The sequence below is a fragment of the Arthrobacter sp. KUASC02 genome, assembly GCF_059739395.1.
The window spans coordinates 3,859,974-3,877,827 of record NZ_AP046053.1 but is presented as its reverse complement, the minus strand read 5'-3'; the positions used below and the strand labels follow the sequence as shown (position 1 = coordinate 3,877,827).

At 66.3% G+C, this 17,854-nt stretch carries 18 protein-coding genes and 1 tRNA gene; 10 read left to right on the top strand and 9 right to left on the bottom strand.

The window, feature by feature from the left end; genetic code table 11:
* Positions 1-114: 114 nt before the first annotated feature.
* Positions 115-849 (bottom strand): hypothetical protein, encoded by a 735-nt coding sequence (locus AC6JAC_RS17805; RefSeq protein ID WP_028271299.1) that lies wholly within the window; start codon positions 847-849, stop codon positions 115-117.
* A complete protein-coding gene (locus AC6JAC_RS17800) occupies positions 846-1,592 on the bottom strand; it encodes a hypothetical protein (protein ID WP_497965814.1) in 747 nt (248 codons plus the stop codon). The genes AC6JAC_RS17805 and AC6JAC_RS17800 overlap by 4 nt, the downstream gene beginning before the upstream one ends.
* Positions 1,593-1,774: 182 nt before the next feature.
* Between AC6JAC_RS17800 and AC6JAC_RS17795 the strand changes: the two genes are divergently transcribed.
* Positions 1,775-3,484, top strand: coding sequence for an ABC-F family ATP-binding cassette domain-containing protein (locus tag AC6JAC_RS17795; protein ID WP_497965812.1), 1,710 nt, complete (start codon positions 1,775-1,777; stop codon positions 3,482-3,484).
* Complete coding sequence (locus AC6JAC_RS17790) at positions 3,481-5,394, top strand: ABC transporter ATP-binding protein (RefSeq protein ID WP_497965810.1); 1,914 nt, start codon at positions 3,481-3,483, stop codon at positions 5,392-5,394. Before AC6JAC_RS17795 ends, AC6JAC_RS17790 begins: the two co-directional genes overlap by 4 nt.
* A gap of 9 nt (positions 5,395-5,403) precedes the next feature.
* Here AC6JAC_RS17790 and AC6JAC_RS17785 read toward each other — a convergent pair whose 3' ends face one another.
* The 3 genes from AC6JAC_RS17785 to AC6JAC_RS17775 form a co-directional block, all read right to left on the bottom strand.
* Positions 5,404-5,808, bottom strand: a complete 405-nt coding sequence (locus AC6JAC_RS17785; RefSeq protein ID WP_028271295.1) for an NUDIX hydrolase — start codon at positions 5,806-5,808, stop codon at positions 5,404-5,406.
* A 2-nt stretch (positions 5,809-5,810) separates the two neighbouring features.
* On the bottom strand, positions 5,811-6,278 hold the full coding sequence (locus AC6JAC_RS17780; protein WP_497965808.1) for a DUF6314 family protein: 468 nt from the start codon (positions 6,276-6,278) through the stop codon (positions 5,811-5,813).
* Position 6,279: 1 nt separating this feature from the next.
* Positions 6,280-6,352: transfer RNA gene (locus AC6JAC_RS17775), tRNA-Arg, on the bottom strand.
* Positions 6,353-6,437: 85 nt separating this feature from the next.
* On the opposite strand from AC6JAC_RS17775, the gene AC6JAC_RS17770 reads away from it, so the two are divergent.
* Positions 6,438-7,238, top strand: coding sequence for a DUF998 domain-containing protein (locus tag AC6JAC_RS17770; protein WP_497965806.1), 801 nt, complete (start codon positions 6,438-6,440; stop codon positions 7,236-7,238).
* On the opposite strand, the gene AC6JAC_RS17765 is transcribed toward AC6JAC_RS17770, so the two are convergent.
* Positions 7,213-7,833, bottom strand: a complete 621-nt coding sequence (locus AC6JAC_RS17765) for a hypothetical protein (RefSeq protein WP_497965804.1) — start codon at positions 7,831-7,833, stop codon at positions 7,213-7,215. The genes AC6JAC_RS17770 and AC6JAC_RS17765 overlap by 26 nt on opposite strands.
* A 68-nt stretch (positions 7,834-7,901) precedes the next feature.
* On the opposite strand from AC6JAC_RS17765, the gene AC6JAC_RS17760 reads away from it, so the two are divergent.
* The 6 genes from AC6JAC_RS17760 to sucD all read left to right on the top strand — a co-directional run bounded on the left by AC6JAC_RS17760 (position 7,902) and on the right by sucD (position 15,704).
* The gene (locus AC6JAC_RS17760) at positions 7,902-8,750 is read left to right on the top strand and encodes an inositol monophosphatase family protein (protein ID WP_028271291.1); all 849 of its coding nucleotides are present in this window, start codon (positions 7,902-7,904) and stop codon (positions 8,748-8,750) included.
* 44 nt (positions 8,751-8,794) lie between these two features.
* The gene (pcrA, locus tag AC6JAC_RS17755; protein WP_497965802.1) at positions 8,795-11,287 is read left to right on the top strand and encodes a DNA helicase PcrA; all 2,493 of its coding nucleotides are present in this window, start codon (positions 8,795-8,797) and stop codon (positions 11,285-11,287) included.
* A 55-nt stretch (positions 11,288-11,342) separates the two neighbouring features.
* The gene (locus AC6JAC_RS17750; RefSeq protein ID WP_497965800.1) at positions 11,343-12,674 is read left to right on the top strand and encodes a glycosyltransferase; all 1,332 of its coding nucleotides are present in this window, start codon (positions 11,343-11,345) and stop codon (positions 12,672-12,674) included.
* 14 nt (positions 12,675-12,688) lie between these two features.
* A complete protein-coding gene (locus tag AC6JAC_RS17745) occupies positions 12,689-13,396 on the top strand; it encodes a hypothetical protein (protein WP_497965798.1) in 708 nt (235 codons plus the stop codon).
* 224 nt (positions 13,397-13,620) lie between these two features.
* Positions 13,621-14,790, top strand: coding sequence for an ADP-forming succinate--CoA ligase subunit beta (sucC, locus tag AC6JAC_RS17740; protein WP_011690680.1), 1,170 nt, complete (start codon positions 13,621-13,623; stop codon positions 14,788-14,790).
* 11 nt (positions 14,791-14,801) lie between these two features.
* Positions 14,802-15,704: a succinate--CoA ligase subunit alpha gene (gene sucD, locus AC6JAC_RS17735; protein WP_028271288.1), complete on the top strand. Its 903-nt coding sequence runs from the start codon at positions 14,802-14,804 to the stop codon at positions 15,702-15,704.
* Between the two features lie 111 nt (positions 15,705-15,815).
* Here sucD and AC6JAC_RS17730 read toward each other — a convergent pair whose 3' ends face one another.
* The 3 genes from AC6JAC_RS17730 to AC6JAC_RS17720 are packed head-to-tail and all read right to left on the bottom strand — an operon-like array spanning position 15,816 to position 17,193.
* Complete coding sequence (locus tag AC6JAC_RS17730; RefSeq protein WP_028271287.1) at positions 15,816-16,310, bottom strand: SRPBCC family protein; 495 nt, start codon at positions 16,308-16,310, stop codon at positions 15,816-15,818.
* A complete protein-coding gene (locus AC6JAC_RS17725) occupies positions 16,307-16,834 on the bottom strand; it encodes an SRPBCC family protein (protein ID WP_051628903.1) in 528 nt (175 codons plus the stop codon). The genes AC6JAC_RS17730 and AC6JAC_RS17725 overlap by 4 nt, the downstream gene beginning before the upstream one ends.
* Positions 16,834-17,193, bottom strand: coding sequence for an ArsR/SmtB family transcription factor (locus tag AC6JAC_RS17720; protein ID WP_028271286.1), 360 nt, complete (start codon positions 17,191-17,193; stop codon positions 16,834-16,836). Before AC6JAC_RS17720 ends, AC6JAC_RS17725 begins: the two co-directional genes overlap by 1 nt.
* 195 nt (positions 17,194-17,388) lie before the next feature.
* Between AC6JAC_RS17720 and AC6JAC_RS17715 the strand changes: the two genes are divergently transcribed.
* Positions 17,389-17,793 carry a tautomerase family protein gene (locus tag AC6JAC_RS17715; protein WP_028271285.1) on the top strand — a complete coding sequence of 135 codons (405 nt, stop codon included), beginning with the start codon at positions 17,389-17,391 and terminating at the stop codon, positions 17,791-17,793.
* Positions 17,794-17,854: the final 61 nt, after the last annotated feature.

The following is a 17,854-nucleotide window of genomic DNA, read 5'->3' as shown; positions in this document are numbered from 1 at the left end:
CTCAGTGGCCGGCCGGCGCCGAACGGATTATCCCCATTCACGACCCCAGCCCGCACCCACTTTCACACTTTCATGATTCTCTCACGTTCTAATGATTTTGTGAAAGCACTAAGTCTACTTTGCAGTAGATGACTTCCGGGTGCTCATTTGGGTCGCCCGGACCCGCGCAGCCCAAAAGGCGGCAAGGCCGAGGACAAAGCAGAGCGCGGCCCCGTAATTGATGATGAATCTGAGGAAGTGCCACTGTGCCGGAATGAAGGGGAAAAGCAGGCTTATGGCCAGCGAGATGCCGCCGACAGCCAGCAGAAGCGCCCCTGCCCGGACCAGCACCGGCAGCCGGCTGGCAACGGCCTTCGCCATGGCGGGGAGCAGCACCAGGGAGACATAGGCAGGATAGGCGCGCCCGGCGGCGCCATAATATTCGACGAGCCGGGCATTCCTCTCGCTGCTCTGGGACACAGCCACAAGCCCCGCCGATGAGCCGGACGAATCCATCATGGCGAAGAAGACGACCATGGCGGCAGCAATAACGCCAAGCACCAGCAGCCCGGGCATGCCCAGGAGCCACCGCCGCGCCCCATGGGCGCCGAAGCCCCTGATGAAACGCAGCCCGATGAAGAAGATGACGGCAAAGATGACGAACCGAAGGATGAGGTTGGCGACGTTGGTGCCTCCGAGCAGCCGGTCGATGGCAATGTACGGGCCATCGATGCTCAGGAGGATCGCCAGGGTGGCCAGTACGAAAATATAGAAAAGCGACCTGTTCTCACCCCTGACGGCGCTTGGAATTCGGGCCACGGCGGCGGCACAACAAATTGCCAGCGTGGACCATTGCAGGATCTCGATCATCCGAGGTTCTCCCAGATCGTTTTGGTTTGTTCGTGGTCTTGTTCCTGGCGCTTGAGGGTCTTCCCCAGTGCTTGCAGCCGGTCACCGGCCAGGGCGGCGAGCTCCCCATCGGACAACGCGTCCAGGGCTGCCTGCCGCGCCCCCCGCGGCCAGCCGGCCTCCGCCTCGGTGATCATGCCGGTGGCCACCAGCCCGCCGGTCAGGCCGGTGCCGGCCGCCTTGGCCGTGGCGATGGCCAGCTCGGGAGTCAGCCGGTTGGCGGTCAGCTGCGCGGAGTAGTTTTGCGGGGCGATTCCCGTGGCTGCCGACACCCGGTGCCGCAGCTCGCCGTCGTCGATTGCGTCCACCCAGTTCTTCACCGACGTCGCATGCGGAACGGGGGTCAGCGGCGGGGCCGGCTGCGGCTGGTCCGTGTCGCCCGCTCGCGCAGCCTCGGCGGAGCGGGCAATGACTGCCTTCAGCAAATCCATCGTGGCGATCTGGCTGACCAGCTCGGCGACGGTGGGAAGCAGCGGACTCCCGCCGAGCTCGCCGAAATTTTCAAAGGTGGCCAGTGCCGCCACGGGGTTGATGTTGAAGGCCCGGCTGATGCTGACAACGGTGCTTTCCGCCACTTTCCCGCGGACCAGCTGCTGCGCCAACGTGGTCCGCTTGACCCCCGAGATCCTGCAGATATCGGCAGTGCTCGCCTGGGGTGCAATTCCGTGAAGCCAGCGTTGGAACGCCTTGGCGGGGAGTGGCATGGATGGCTTCCTGCGGGGTGGGGCGGGCTGGATTCGTCGGTCGATTTTACGGCGGGGGGTATATGAACTATGCTAAATGGTCGAACCCGTTGGTCCGTACACCCCCCAAGTCCGGACCAGCGGGTTCCTCCATGCCCGGCGGGATTTCAGGCCGTTTTGGGCCGCAGTGAGAGGATGGACTAATGACTGCAACCCTAGTTGCCAAAGATCTTTCTGGCGGTCACGACCACCGCACACTCTTCTCAAAACTTTCCCTCACAGTGGCGCCCGGCGACGTCGTGGGCGTCGTTGGAGCGAACGGCGCGGGCAAATCCACCCTGCTGCGGCTCCTGGCCGGTGTGGACCAGCCACTGGCCGGCACGGTGAACCTGGCCCCGGCCGATGCCTTCGTGGGCTGGCTGCCCCAGGAACACGAACGCGTGGACGGGGAAACCGTGGCGGACTACGTTGCACGCCGCACCGGCTGCGCCCAGGCAACGGCGGACATGGAATCCACTGCCGAGGCCCTGGGGTCCGGGGCCCCCGGCGCGGATGACGCCTACTCCCTGGCCTTCGACCGCTGGATGGCCTCCGGCGCGGCCGACCTTGACGAACGGATTGCGCCGGTCCTGGCCGACCTTGGCCTGGACGTGGGACCGGAAGCGCTGATGACCGGACTTTCCGGCGGACAGGCCGCGCGGGTGGCGCTGGCGGCCCTGCTGCTGAGCCGTTTCGATGTGGTCCTGCTCGATGAACCCACCAACGACCTGGACCTCAACGGACTGGCCAAGCTGGAAGCATTCGTCCAGGGCCTCCGTGGCGGTGTGGTCCTGGTGTCCCACGACCGTGAGTTCCTGGCACGGTGTGTCACCACCATCGTGGAACTGGACCTCGCCCAGAATTCCGTGGCTGTTTACGACGGCGGCTACGAGGCGTTCCTGGAGGAACGCGCCGTCGCGCGGCGCCATGCCCGGGAGCGCTACGAGGAGTTTGAGTCCACGAAGGCGGACCTCGTCTCCCGCGCCAGGACCCAGCGCGAATGGAGCTCCCAAGGCGTTCGCAACGCCATGAAGAAGAGCCCCGACAACGACAAGATCCGCCGCGCGGCCTCCACGGAATCGTCGGAGAAGCAGGCCCAAAAGGTGCGCCAGATGGAGTCCCGGATCGCCCGGCTCGATGAGGTCGAGGAACCCCGCAAGGAGTGGCAGCTGCAGTTCAGCATTGGCCAGGCGCCGCGGTCCAGTGCAGTGGTGGCCACGTTGCGGGACGCCGTCGTGCACCAGGGCGATTTCACCCTGGGACCGGTGAACCTGCAGCTCAACGCCGGGGAACGCATCGGTATCACGGGCCCCAACGGGGCCGGCAAGTCGACGCTTCTCCGGCTCCTGCTCGGCATCCGGGAGCCTGATTCCGGCAACGCCGCCATGGGCGCCTCGGTGGCCATCGGCGAAATCGACCAGGCCCGCGGCCTGCTCGCCGGCCACCTCAACCTGGGTGACGCCGTCGAAGCCGTCCTGACGGACCTGACTCCCGCCGAGGTCCGCACCCTGCTCGCCAAATTCGGCCTCAAAGCCGACCACACCTCGCGTCCGGTCGACTCGCTTTCCCCGGGCGAGCGGACCCGCGCTGCGCTGGCGCTCCTGCAGGCCCGCGGCGTGAACCTGCTCGTCCTGGACGAGCCCACCAACCACCTGGACCTGCCCGCGATCGAGCAGCTCGAAGAAGCACTGGAAAGCTACGACGGCGCCCTGCTCCTGGTGACGCATGACCGGCGGCTGCTGGAAAATGTGCGCCTGGACGTCCGGTGGAACGTCGAGGACGGTGTGGTGACCGAACAACTCGCCGGCGCGGGATCGCCGCAAGGCAACGCGGGCCGCGCCAATGAACGTGCCACGAAAGGCCAGTCACGATGAGCATGGACCGGGTAGCGTGGAGCTCCCTTTACAACATAACGCGCGCCTCGAGCGGATCGAAGCCGTTCTCGAAGGCAACGCTCAAGCGGGTGTTCGGCTTCGCCCGTCCGCACAAGGGCAAGCTGATCGCCTTCGTGCTGCTTTCGATCGCCATGGCGGTCCTGGCTGTGGCCACCCCCGTCCTTGCCGGGCAGGTGGTGGATGCCATCATCGCCGGCGTGGGTGCCGACGTCGTGATCCGGCTGGCTGTCCTCATCGCCGTCGTGGCAGTTGCCGAGGCCGGACTGGGCCTGGTGACGCGCTGGCTGTCCTCCACCATCGGTGAGGGCGTCATCGTGGACCTGCGCACCAAGGTGTTCGACCACGTGCAGAAAATGCCGATCGCCTTCTTCACCCGCACCAGGACCGGTGCCCTCGTCAGCCGCCTGAACAATGACGTGATCGGGGCGCAGTCCGCCTTCGCAGGGACGCTGTCCGGCGTCGTGAGCAATGTCGTTGCCCTCGCGCTCACCCTCGTGGTGATGCTGGGCAAGTCCTGGCTCGTGACCGTGCTCGCCATGATCCTGCTGCCGATCTTCCTCATCCCCGCCCGCCGGATGGGCTCCAAGCTGGCCGACCTGCGCCGGGAAGCCGCGGAGCACAACGCCTCCATGGGCACCCAGATGACGGAACGCTTCTCCGCCCCCGGAGCCACCCTGGTGAAGCTCTTCGGCCGCCCGGACGAGGAATCCCGGGAATTCGCCGCCCGCGCCGGACGCGTCCGGGATATCGGCGTGCGGACGGCGATGCTGCAGTTCACCTTCGTGACCGCCCTGACGCTCGTCTCGGCACTGGCGCTTGCCCTGGTCTACGGGCTGGGCGGCTTCCTGGCGCTGCAGGGGCAGCTGGCCGCCGGCGACGTCGTGGTGCTCGCGCTGCTCCTCACCCGCCTCTATGCGCCGCTCACCGCCCTCTCCAACGCCCGGGTCGAGATCATGAGCGCCCTGGTCAGTTTTGAACGGGTCTTCGAAATCCTGGACCTCAAGCCGCTTATCCAGCAGAAGCCTGACGCGGTGTCATCGCCGGCCGGTCCGCTGTCCGTGGAGTTCGACGACGTCCGCTTCTCCTACCCGTCCGCAGACAAGGTCTCGCTCGCCTCGCTGGAGGACGTGTCCACGCTCGACACCCGCGGCGGCGAAGAGGTGCTCCACGGCATCAGCTTCCGGGTGGAACCCGGCCAGACGGTCGCCCTCGTGGGCTCCTCGGGCGCCGGAAAGTCCACCATCGCGCAACTGCTCTCCCGCCTGTACGACGTCGATTCCGGCGCCGTCCGCTTCGGCGGAACCACTCCGGGGACCGGGGTGGACGTCCGCGACCTCACCTTCGATTCGATGCGGCACACGCTCGGCATGGTGACGCAGGACGGGCACCTGTTCCACGAGAGCATCGCCTCCAACCTGCGCCTGGCAAGGCCGGAGGCCAGCGACGAGCTCATGTGGGATGTGCTGCGGCAGGCCCGGCTCGAAGACATGATCCGGACGCTCCCGGACGGCCTGGACACGGTGGTGGGGGAGCGCGGCTACCGGCTCTCCGGTGGCGAACGCCAGCGCCTCACCATCGCCCGCCTGCTCATTGCCCAGCCACGCGTCGTGATCCTGGACGAGGCCACCGCGGCCCTGGATTCCACCAACGAAGCCGCGGTCCAGGAGGCCCTGGGCGCCGCGCTCGAGGGCCGTACCGCCGTCGTGATCGCCCACCGGTTGTCCACCATCCGAGCGGCGGACATGATCCTGGTGGTGGAGGACGGCACCATCGTGGAGCGCGGTACCCACACCGAACTCCTCGCGGCGGAAGGCCGGTACGCGGAGCTGTACCGCACGCAGTTTGCCGAGGCGAGCGCCGTCGTGGAAGAGGCTGTGCCGGAGTTCTAGCCCGGGAAGCTACCTGCCGCCGGCGGCGAGGGCAGGCAGGACGTGGTCCGTCAACAGGGGCGCAAGATCGGCCGGCAGTTCGCCGGCCAGGTCCAGCCAGCGGATTTCCGCTATCTCGGCGGACGGGTGCGCTTGCCAGGTCCCGGGGGCAGTGAAAACCGTGGCCTCGATATCCGTGGCGGCCTCGTTGGCGGCGTCGGCCAGCCATACGCCCATGAGCTGGAGATGTTCCGGCGCCACGATGATGCCCACTTCTTCCAGCAGTTCACGGGAGGCTGCCTGGGCTGCCGTTTCGCCGGGTTCGGGTTTGCCGCCCGGGTGCATGAACTTGTCCGTGCCGCGCTTGCGGACGGTCAGCAGGCGGCCGGCGCGGTCATAGACGCAGACGGCGGACACAACAATGCGGTCTTTCACGGCTACGACCCTAGCCCATCCGCGTCCGGGGCGAGCCGCCGCAGCACTGATTCCAGGAGCAGGTCCTTCCGGGGCCCCTGGACGTCCCAGGAATAGCTGAATTCGTCGGGTCCGCGGAGGGCGTACGTCACGCGGTAGGTGTCCGGATCACACCAGTGGTTGTCCTGGCTGGCCGTTTCCCGGAAGCTCATGCGGTGGAACGGCCGTCCGTCGGGGAACGTCATGTCCATCGCGTCGGGGGAATCGGCAGGCTGCAGGATGTAGTTCCGGCTTGCCGGGCCCGTGAACACGCCGCCGTCCGGAGTAGGCCAGCGCATGGTGCCTTCTTCGTGGAAGTCAAGGCCGTCGTCGTCCGCGGGGGAAAACAGGGCGACGCCGGTGAAGGTCCCCCGGGTTCCGGAACTGCGGTCCCACAAGGTGCGCTCCACGGACCAGCTGCCCAGCAGGTACGCGCGCAGGTGGAAGTTCAAGTGCCCTCGATTGGAATCGAACCAACGACACCGGCTTTAGGAGAGCCGTGCTCTATCCACTGAGCTACGAGGGCGGGCGTCCGAAGCGGTTGGCACAGGCCGTCCTGTTCGGGCACGGATACAAGCATACAAGGTACGGGCCCGTACTACGCTCTTGGCATGACTGCAGCAACACCAGCAACGTCCTACCGGGCCGGGTTCCTCCCGGATATCGCCTCCGCCCGGGAGTATTTCGGGGCGTGGGCCAAGCTGAGCGTGCTGCAATACTTCGTGGCGGAATCGGCCGTGATCGCGGCGTGGGCGGGGCCGGAACCCTACGACCGCCGGACCGGCTACATCAGTGACCTTGGGGCCGTGCACTGCGGGATCTACGAGGACCGGGACGTCTGCTCGCCCCTGCACGCGCTGATGAACGCCTCGTTCGTGGTGCAGGGGCTGGGCATGCTCGCGGGGGCATTGCTCCTCAGCTCCGCGCTCTTGTGCGTGGCAGCCCGTCCCGGTATACGGATCGCTTTCGGCCCGGGCCACCGCGCTCCCTGGCTCACCGCCCTCGCTGCCAAGGTCCTGACTTTCACCGCCGGAACCGGGACAATCATCGTGGGGCTGGTGCCCGAAGACGCCGGCTTGTTTGCCGTGCATCTGACCGGCGCCCTGATGTATTTCATCGGGGGCGCGCTGGCACTGCTGCTGCTGGGGGTGCTGTGGCTGCGGCAGTCACCCCTGGGCTGGTTCATCTTCGCCTGCGGGGCAGTTTCCTTCGGTGCCCTGGTGGCCGGCGGCGTCACCGGGATGGCCGTGCCCGAGCCGGGCACGCTGGAGCGCTTCATGGGCTACCCGGTGACGATCGGCCTGGCCACGGCGGGGCTGGTCATCGCCCAGCGGGTGCGGCAGGAGCTGAGGGCGCGGAAGGCGGCGCGGGCCGCTGCCCCGGGAGCTACTTCCGCGGCTTCCGGCCGATAAACACCGCAGCACCGCCGGCCAGCAGGCTCAGCACGAGCAGCACGCAGCCGGAAACGGTGAGCACGGACGCTAGTGCAACCTGGCCGGCGTCGGCCGTTGACGCGGACATCATCGAATCAATGGCGGCGTTCCCCCACAACCGGACCGCAGCGAACAGCAGCGGGAGCGCCCAGAGCGCCCAGCGTAGGGGTTTGCGCGCAACGTTGGTCCCGATCAGCAGCAGCCAGGTGAAGGCGAAGATCAGCGGAAACAGGGTGCCCGCCGTCTTGTGGAGGTAGTTGAGCTGGCCGCGGGCGTCCTCGTTCATGGCCGCCCTCAGCTGCTCCACGAAGCCCTGGTCAAAGCCCCCGATCAGCGAATCGGGCATGGGCAGGCCGCCCGAGAGCTGGGTGAGTTGGTTCAGCGTCAGCAAGTGCAGGTACCAGAACAGGAAGAGGCTGGCCACCACGCCCGCGATCAGGATCAGGCTGCTGTTGCTCTGCGCCTTCTCCGGCGTCCGCCGGGTGGTCGGGTTGATCACCGGCGGCAGATGATGCTGGGGAACGGACGCCCTGGCGCCGTGTTTCTTGATCCGCTGTGCTGGTGTCTTGGCCATGCGTTCATTATCGCTGGTTCTGTTCCTGTTCCTGTCCCTTGCGGGTGGCCCCGGATAGGCTGGGACGCGTGACGGAACTAGGAAGACACAAACTTGGCAGGCACAGCGCGGCTGAACTCAACGCGGGCCTGGACGACTACCAGCTGGCCGAGGCCCTGGTCAGGGAAGCCGGGATGCTGGCGCTTATGATGCGCCAGGGCGGCCTGGAAGGGCAGCAAAAAACATCGGTTTCCGATGTTGTCACCGCCGCCGACCACGCCGCCGAAGCCTACGTCCTCGACCAGCTGCGCCGCTGCCGGCCGGACGACGGCATCCTGGGGGAGGAAGGGGCGTCCGTCCAGGGCAGCAGCGGCCGGACCTGGGTGATCGACCCCGTGGACGGCACGTACAACTTCCTGCACGGCTCCACGTACTGGTGCTCCGCGCTCGCCCTCAAGGACACTGCCGGGACCGTGCTTGGTGCCATTTTCCAGCCCGAAGAGGACAAGCTGTGGCTCGGCGGAACCACCCGGCCCGCAACCCTCAACGGAGAACGGATCACCTCCTTCCACGAAGACGGCGGGGCCAGGACCCGGAAACCGCTGGCCGAGCAGGGTGCCGCAACCTACATCCACCCGTCCTGGCTCGCGGACCCGCTGTGCGCCATGCCCTGGCACGCCGCGGCCACCGCTGCAGCGGCGCTGCGGATGTTCGGCTCTGGCTCGTGCGACCTGGGCCGGGTGGCCGACGGCGAACTGGACTGCTGGTTCCAGCACAGCTGCCCCGAATGGGACTGGCTCCCCGGCCAGGCGATCGTGATCGCCGCCGGCGGCGCCGCCGAGACAGTCCGTGTGAACGGGCTCGAATGGTTCATGGCAGGCGGAACGACGGCGGTCCGGCAGCTCCGTTCGGCCCTCGAAGCCGGCTCGGTGGAGTAAGCCCGGACGTTAGTGTCGGCCCCACCGCCTAGACTTATAGCACCATGGATATGTTGTTTGACCCCTACGCTGACGGACCGTTCAAGGCTGCCCCGCGAGCGGCAGCGCTCACTAAGTCGCGCCCCGGGGGCGGGGAAGATCCTGCACGGTACGGGAGCGGCGGCCAGGAATCCGACCGGGAACGGGCGCACCCGCGGCTGCCCGGAGCGGATGAACTCCTGCAGGGCCTCAACCCCCAGCAGGAGGAAGCGGTCAAGCATTCCGGCAGCGCGTTGCTCATCGTTGCCGGAGCCGGATCCGGCAAGACCCGGGTACTCAGCAACCGGATCGCGTACCTCATCGCCACCCGGCAGGCGCATCACGGTGAGATCCTGGCCATCACCTTCACCAACAAGGCGGCCGCGGAAATGCGGGAGCGCATCCAGGCGCTGGTTGGCGGCAAGGCCAAGATCATGTGGATCTCCACGTTCCACTCGTCCTGCGTGCGGATCCTCCGGCAGGAGGCCGCTAACGTCGGACTGAAGTCCAACTTCTCCATCTATGACTCCGCGGACTCCCTCCGCCTCGTGACCCAGGTGTCCAAGAGCCTGGACCTCGATCCCAAGAAGTTCGCGCCCAAGGCCATCCAGCACAAGATCTCGGCCCTGAAGAACGAGCTGATCGACGCCGACTCCTACGCCCTGTCGGCCAACCACAACGATCCCTTCGAATCAGCCGTGGCCGATGTTTTCAAGGGCTACACCCAGCGGCTGCGCCAGGCCAACGCCATGGATTTTGACGACCTCATCGCCGAGACCGTCTACATGTTCCGGGCCTTTCCGGCGCTCGCCGAGTCCTACCGGCGGCGCTTCCGGCATGTCCTCGTGGACGAGTACCAGGACACCAACCACGCACAGTACGCACTGGTCCGCGAAATTGTGGGCGAGGGACCCGGGGCCTCCGAACTCACCGTGGTGGGCGACTCGGACCAGTCCATCTACGCCTTCCGCGGCGCCGACATCCGCAACATCGTGGAGTTCGAAAAGGACTACCCGAACGCCCGCACCATCAAGCTGGAACAGAACTACCGCTCCACCCAGAACATCCTCTCCGCCGCCAACTCGGTGATCTCGCGCAACCCCAACCGGCCGGAGAAACGGCTCTGGACCGCCGAGGGCGAGGGCCACAAAATCATCGGCTACGTGGGCGAGAACGAACACGACGAAGCCCAGTTCATCGCCAAGGAAATCGACAGGCTGCAGGACGAGGACAACCTGCGCCCCGGCGACGTCGCCATCTTCTACCGCACCAACGCCCAGTCCCGCTCGATTGAAGACGTCCTGGTGCGCGTCGGGTTGCCGTACAAAGTGGTGGGCGGCACGCGCTTCTACGAGCGCAAGGAAATCAAGGACGCCCTCGCGTACCTGCGCGTCCTGGTCAACCCCGACGACGACGTCAACCTCCGGCGGGTGCTCAACGAGCCCAAGCGCGGCATCGGCGACCGCGCCGAGGGCGCTGTGGCCGCCCTTGCCGAACGCGAACGCACGTCGTTCATGGCCGCCGCCCGCCGCGCGGACCAGGCTCCCGGCATGGCCACCCGCTCGGTCAATGCGGTGCTGGGCTTCGTGAAGCTGCTGGATGACCTCGCGGAGGTGGCCACCGGCTCCGGCGCGGCGGCAGCCCTGGAAGCCGTCCTGGAACAGACCGGCTACCTGGCCGGCCTGCGGTCCAGCACGGATCCCCAGGACGAGTCCCGCGTGGAGAACCTCGCCGAACTCGTCGCCGTCGTGCGCGAATACGAGCAGGAAAACCCGGAAGGATCCCTGGGCGCCTTCCTGGAGCAGGTCTCGCTCGTTGCGGACGCAGACCAGATCCCGGACGCCCCCGGCGCGGATATCGATGCCGCCGTCGCGGAAGCCAAACGGCTGGGCGTTGTCACGCTGATGACCCTCCACACGGCCAAGGGGCTGGAGTTCCCGGTGGTGTTCCTCACCGGCATGGAGCACGGACTCTTCCCGCACCAGCGGTCCGCCACGGATCCCAAGGAGCTCGCGGAAGAGCGCCGGCTTGCCTACGTGGGCCTGACCCGTGCACGGAAGCGCCTTTACGTGACCCGCTCGGAGGTCCGCAGCATGTGGGGCCAGAGCCAGTACAACCCGGCCAGCCAGTTCATCGAGGAGATCCCGGCCGAACTGGTGGAATGGCGGCGCGAAGGCACCAGCCGCCAGGTCGGCGGCTGGGGGAGCGGCGCCGCCATCGGATCCAGCCGGTACAGCGGCTCGTTCTGGGGCGCCGGCACAGCCCGCGGCAACGCTGCGAGCCCTTCCGCCGGCTTCAAAGCCGACGTGCCCGCCGCCGTCGCGAAGAACCGCGTGCAGCCGCAGAAGGAAGTGGTGGCCGTTAGCGTGGGGGACAAGGTCAATCACACAAGTTTCGGCAACGGCACGGTCCTGGCCGTTGAAGGCGCCGGCGACAAGACAGTCGCGAAGGTGAAGTTCAGCGTTGGCGAGAAGCGGCTATTGCTAAGGTACGCGCCGCTGACCAAACTGGACGCATAGCGCCGCAGTCTCGCGGCGCGGAGCCGCTCAGGCTCAAAGCGAGTCCGGGGGGACCATGAAGATCCTGTTCGCCAGCCAGGCCATTGAGGGCCACTTCAATCCGATGACCGGCGTTGCCGTGCGGCTCAGGGAGCGCGGCCACGACGTCGGCTGGTACACAGGACCTGTCTTCGCGGACAAACTGCGCAAGCTCGAGGTTCAGCACTTCCCGTTCCGCCGCGCCATTGAGCACCGGGGCGACAACCTGAACGAGCTGTATCCGGAACGCGCCAGGCTCAAGGGCCCCCGGGCCATCGGCTTCGACGGCGAAAAGATCTTTGCCAGCAACATCAGCCACTTCTTCGAGGACATCCGGGAGCTCCGCGGCGACTTCCCGTTCGACGTGGCCGTGGTGGACAGCTCCATGTTCATCCAGCGGCTGGTTTCCCGGTTGATGAGCACGCCGGTAGTGACGTTTGTGGCGATTCCCAACATGGAAAGCGACCCCCTGGTGCCGCCGCTCTTCTTCGGGTTCAAGCCGTCCCGCAACCTGGCAGAAAAAGCCGCCCAGGCCGCGGCGGGGCTGCTGTCAGACAAGGTCATCCTCCGGCCTGCCAGCCAGAGCTACAGACGGCAGCACGCGGCGTACGGCCAGGAGGTCCCCCGCCGGGGACGGCTGACCGATGAACCGTACCGCTGCGCGGCTGCCGTCATCCAAACGGGCCCGGAGTCGCTGGACTTCCCGCGCCGGACCGTCAATCCGAAGGTCCATTACGTCGGCGCGCTTCTTCCCTACCGGGCACCGGAGGCTGTCGGCCCCGGGGCGGACGGTGCCCGCTCAGCAGAGGTGGTGCCGGGCGACGACGGGGCACGGCCGCGGTCCTACCCGGCCACCATCGTGGTGACGCAGGGAACCGTGGACAACATCGACCAAGGCAAGCTGATCGTCCCTGCGCTCGAAGCCGTGAAGGACCTGGACGCGCTGGTGATCGTTGCCACCGGCGGCCGTGGCACCGAGGAATTGAAGGCCCGGTATCCGCAGCCCAACATCATGGTGCGTGACTACGTGGATTTCGCCAAAGTCTTCGAGCACACCGATGTGTTCATCAGTAACGGCGGTTTTGGCGGCGTGCAGCTGAGCCTGTCCAAGGGCGTTCCGCTGGTGGTGTCCGGCATCAACGAGGGCAAGAGCGACGTCAACGCCCGCGTCGAATACGCCGGCGTGGGCATCAGCCTGCGGACCGAGGCGCCCAGGTCCGGCGACATTGCCCGGGCGGTGGCTGACGTCCTGGGGGATCCTGCCTGGAAAAGACGGGCGGCGCAGATGCGTGAGCAGTTTGACCAGGCGGACCCGGCCGAGGCGGCTGCCGCCGTCGTCGAAAGTGCAGGACCTGCCGCCGGCTCCTAGCCGGTGACGGCATAATGGAGGCCATGCGACGGACTGTACCGGGGATCCTGGCCGCCCTCATCCTGCTGGCCTGCACTGCGTGCACCATCACCCGGGAGGACCCGGACTACGTCCCGCCGCCGCCGCTTTCCGCGCTGGAACAGCTCAAGCAGGCCCCGGTGGCGGACGCCGCCCCGTTCTCCGCAGGGGAAGGCGTGCTGAGCTTCGTCACTGCCGATCACAGCGCCGTCTGTTCGCTGACGTCGCAACGCGGCGAGCACATCAACCTGCCGTACGAGCAGAACGCCTACAGCGACGCCGCCAACAACAAGCTGGCCATCGTCCCGGTGGCGCACTGCGAACTCGCCGTCTACCCCAAACCCGAAGCCGCCGACGTGACCGACGACTGTGCCGGCACCGGCCTGGGCTACCTCGGCGGCGCCGCGCTGCTCACCCCGGACAAGGCGACGTACGGGGAATGCCGCTCCGGTGTAACCCGGATGGAAGCGGAATTCGGGCCCAAGGGCACTAAAGCCGGCTCCATCTCCCAGCTCCCCGTCCTGGCGGACGGACAGAACCTTGAGCGGAACGGCCTGCGCTGCTCGGCCTACAACGACGGTGTGGCCTGCGGAAACGTCTCGGCCGGCGTTGCTTTCTTCATTTCGCGGGACCATTACGAACTAGTTTCCGGAGCGGGCGCGGACCCCTCCGCAACGCCCTCAGTGGCGCCAAAATCCCCGTAATCTAGGGGTTTTTCTACGCTCCATAGAATAGTGTCCTTACTCACATAACGGGTACTCTGGAACGGGCCGGTCCGAAGAAAGGACTAGAGTTCCGAGAGGAGCATTGCGCCGTGTGGCTCGTTTCCTAACCTGTCGCAGGGTGCGTTTATTCCGCAGCCCGGTAACCACGATTACGTGGGGTCCGGCTGTACAGAAACTACTTCGACGTAGAAGGACACTAAACCGTGGACCTGTTTGAATATCAGGCGCGCGATATGTTCGAGGCGCACGGTGTACCCGTGCTTGCTGGCATCGTGGCGCACACCCCTGAAGAAGCAAAGGCAGCTGCCGAGAAGATCGGCGGCGTAACTGTCGTCAAGGCACAGGTTAAGGTCGGTGGCCGCGGCAAGGCCGGCGGCGTTAAGGTCGCTAAGACCGCCGATGAGGCGCTGGAGCACTCCACCAACATCCTGGGCATGGACATCAAGGGCCACACGGTCAACAAGGTCATGATTGCCCAGGGCGCGGACATCGCCGAGGAATACTACTTCTCCGTCCTCCTGGACCGGGCCAACCGCAACTACCTGGCCATGTGCTCGGTAGAAGGCGGCATGGAAATCGAACAGCTCGCCGTCGAACGCCCCGACGCCCTGGCCAAGGTCGCCATCGATCCCGCAGTGGGCATCGACCAGGCCAAGGCCGACGAAATCGTTGCCGCTGCCGGCTTCGCTGAGGAACTGCGCGGCAAAGTCGCCGACGTCATCCTGAAGCTCTGGGACGTTTTCAAGAAGGAAGACGCCACCCTGGTGGAGGTCAACCCGCTGGTCAAGACCGGCGCCGGCGACATCGTTGCCCTTGACGGCAAGGTGACCCTGGACGAAAACGCCGATTTCCGGCACGCCAAGCACGCACTCCTGGAAGACAAGGACGCTGCTGACCCGCTCGAGGCCAAGGCCAAGGCGCAGGACCTGAACTACGTCAAGCTGGACGGCGAAGTCGGCATCATCGGCAACGGCGCCGGCCTGGTCATGTCCACCCTGGACGTCGTTGCCTACGCCGGTGAAAACCACGGCAACGTCAAGCCGGCCAACTTCCTGGACATCGGCGGCGGAGCCTCCGCCGAGGTCATGGCAGCCGGCCTGGACGTCATCCTGGGCGACGAGCAGGTCAAGTCCGTGTTCGTCAACGTCTTCGGCGGAATCACCGCCTGCGACGCCGTGGCCAAGGGCATCGTCGGAGCACTGGCCGAGCTGGGCCACTCCGCGAACAAGCCGCTGGTCGTCCGCCTCGACGGAAACAACGTCGAGGAAGGCCGCCGCATCCTGGCCGAGGCCAACCACCCGCTGGTTACCCTGGCCGCCACCATGGACGAGGGCGCCGACAAGGCCGCCGAGCTCGCCAACGCAGCTAAGTAAAGGGACGCACCATGTCGATCTATCTGAACAAGGACTCCAAGGTCATCGTCCAGGGCATCACCGGCGGCGAAGGCACCAAGCACACCGCCCTGATGCTCAAGGCCGGCACCAACGTTGTTGGCGGCGTCAACGCACGCAAGGCCGGCACCACGGTCCTGCACGGCGATAACGAAATCACCGTTTTCGGCACCGTCAAGGAAGCCATGGCCGAGACCGGCGCCGACGTCTCCATCGTCTTCGTCCCGCCGGCATTCACCAAGGACGCCGTCGTTGAAGCCATCGAGGCCGGCATCGGCCTGGTCGTCGTCATCACCGAAGGCGTGCCGGTACAGGACTCCGCCGAGTTCTGGGCGCTGGCGCAGGCAACGGTTGACGCCAACGGCAAGCAGATCACCCGCATCATCGGACCGAACTGCCCCGGCATCATCACCCCGGGTGAGGCCCTCGTAGGCATCACCCCGGCAAACATCACGGGCAAGGGCCCCATCGGCCTGGTCTCCAAGTCCGGTACCCTGACCTACCAGATGATGTACGAGCTGCGCGACCTGGGCTTCTCCACCGCCATCGGCATCGGCGGCGACCCCATCATCGGCACCACGCACATCGACGCGCTGGAAGCCTTCGAAGCCGACCCCGAGACCAAGGCGATCGTGATGATCGGCGAGATCGGCGGCGACGCCGAAGAGCGTGCCGCTGACTACATCAAGGCTCACGTCACCAAGCCGGTTGTCGGCTACGTGGCAGGCTTCACCGCTCCGGAAGGCAAGACCATGGGCCACGCAGGCGCCATCGTCTCCGGCTCCGCGGGCACCGCACAGGCCAAGAAGGAAGCCCTCGAGGCTGCCGGCGTCAAGGTCGGCAAGACGCCGTCCGAGACCGCCAAGCTCCTCCGCGAGGTCTTCGCGACCCTCTAGGTCACGCCCCCTGCCCGCAGGAATGTTTTAGAGTACGACGGCGTCCGGCCGCCTTCCCCTTGGAAGGTGACCGGACGCCGTCGTACTTTTCTTTTAAGCGGCGTAAGCGGCTTAAGCGGCGGACCCGGCGGGGGACCGGCCGAGCAGCTCGTCCAGATGGTCGTAGCCGGCGGCGATGCCGGATTCCATGCCGTCGGCAAGGAACCTCTCGCGGGCCTCGACGCTGGGATACACGGAACGGCCGGTGAGCCGGGAGCGTCCGCCCGGCAGATCCTGGAATGTTGCGAATTCCAGGGTCACGGTGTCCGGGTAGCCCTCATACTCAAAGGTCTGCAGCACGAAGGCGTTCTCGCGGACCGTATGGAAGACACCGCGGAACGCGTGCTGGCGGCCGTCCCGCCCCTCCTGCACGAAGCGGTACGTTCCGCCCGGGCGGCAGTCGAAGACGTCGATCCTCGTGCTCAATTCCCGCGGTCCGATCCACTGCCGGAACACCTCCGCATCGGAGTGGGCGCGGAAGACAGCTGCCGCCGGGTAATCGAACTCGCGCTCGGAGTCCACAAACGGCACGTTCTCCGGGGCCAGGAGTTTCAGCGCGTTGCTCATGCCGTCACCTTTCCTGCCTTCCGCTGGCCCGTGCTGGACGTGTCGGTGGCCGCGCCGCTGAGGAGCTCGTCGAGCCGCTCGTAGCCCTCCGTCATGCCGCCTTCCATGCCGGACTGCGCCATGCCGTCGCGGGCCTCCTGGCTGGGGTAGACGGAGTGCCCTGTCAGGCGGCACCGGCCGCCGCCCAGGTCCTCGAAGGTGAGGTACTCGATGCTGACCACGTCCGGATAACCGTCGAATTCGAAGGTCTGGACGGCGAACTCATTGTCCCGGACGGTGTGGAAGATGCCGCTAAAGCCGTAGCTTTGGCCGTCTGGTGCCGTATGCGTGTAGAGGTAGCTTCCGCCCGTGCGGAAATCGTAGTGGTCGATGTCCATCCGGAGTCTGCGGGGGCCCAGCCACTGGGCGATCAGCTCCGGCTCCTTGTGGGCGCGGAAGACATCCGCAACCGGGAAATCGAACTCCCGCTCGTACTCGATGAAGGGCTGCCCCTCCGGAACGGAGAGTTTCAAGGAATTGCTCATCACGAATCCTTTGCCTGAGTGCCGCGTGGAGCGGCGTTTGCGTGGAGCACGGCATCAAGGCTGCGGAACTGCCCCTCGCGGACCAGCCTGTACTGGTCGATCCATGCGGTGAGCGCCTCCAGCCGTGCGGGGTTCAGGTGGACGGGCCGGCGCTGGGCGTCACGCGTGCGGGTGACCAGCTGTGCCTGCTCGAGGACCTGGATGTGCTTCGAGACCGCCTGCTTGGTGATCGCGAAGGGTTCCGCCAGTTCGTTTACGGTGGCCGGGCCCCGGCTGAGCCGGGAGATGATGCGGCGGCGGACCGGGTCGGCCAGGGCCAGGAAGGCTGCGTCGAGCAGTTCGTCGTCGCCGGTGTCCATGGCCTGCCAATCACCCCGTCCGTTGCCAGTTGTCAAAACAGTGAATATGTAATCAATCAATTGCTTTATCAACCTTTTGGTTGTTTAAGGCTACGCCCGGAACGGGATCCGTGGCAAGGGGTCATTTCCGACGGGCCTTGTCCTTCGTGGATGTACTTTGTTAGCATGTCAGGACAAACTACTTAAGGAGCTAATGTGCCGCTGGTACGAATTGATGTGAACCAGGGGCGCAGCCCCGAGGATCTGAGCCGCCTCAGTCGGGGGATCCACGATGCGATCCTGGCCGAGTACGGGATTCCGGAGCGCGACTATTTCCACGTCCTCACCGAACACCCCCGCGGGCAGATCTTCGCCCAGGATGCCGGACTCGGCTTTGAGCGCACGCCGGATGTGGTGATGATCCAGATTTTTACCCAGGGCGGCCGGAGCCAGGATGCGAAGCAGTCCCTCTTTGCGGCCATCGCCGGGAGGCTGGCGGAGCTGGGTGTGGCCGGTGAAGACGTGTTCATCGGGTATGTGGAGAACACTGCCGGCGACTGGTCTTTCGGCTTCGGGCGGGCCCAGTATGTCACCGGCGAACTGGCCGTTCCGCGCAAATAATCGCCGCACTTCAGCCCGCGGGGTGCGGCCCGGAGGCTGCCATTTCACCGCGCTATGCCAA